General features: G+C 61.4%; 1 protein-coding gene. It reads left to right on the top strand.

The window, feature by feature from the left end:
* Positions 1–76 precede the first annotated feature (76 nt).
* Positions 77–228, top strand: a 152-nt coding sequence (locus tag DEH69_RS33730) for a DNA cytosine methyltransferase (RefSeq protein ID WP_369008284.1), incomplete at its 3' end; no start/stop codon positions are given.

Here is a 228-nt window from a genome sequence, read left to right as displayed (position 1 = left end):
GCACACGTACAAGAGCGTATACGGCAGACTGCGCTGGGAAGATCAGGCGCAAACGGTGACCAGCGGCTTCTACAGTATGTGTATGGGGCGGTACGTCCATCCCTCACAGCGGAGGACACTGACCGCCCAGGAGGCGGCTCGCCTGCAGTTCATTCCCGACAGTTTCTCTTTCGATACGGTGACCTCGCGATCGGCGCTCGCGGGAATGATCGGCAACGCCGTTCCGCC

It is taken from the genome of Streptomyces sp. PT12 (genome assembly GCF_003311645.1).
GTDB lineage: Bacteria > Actinomycetota > Actinomycetes > Streptomycetales > Streptomycetaceae > Streptomyces.
This window is presented reverse-complemented; position numbering and strand designations above follow the sequence as displayed.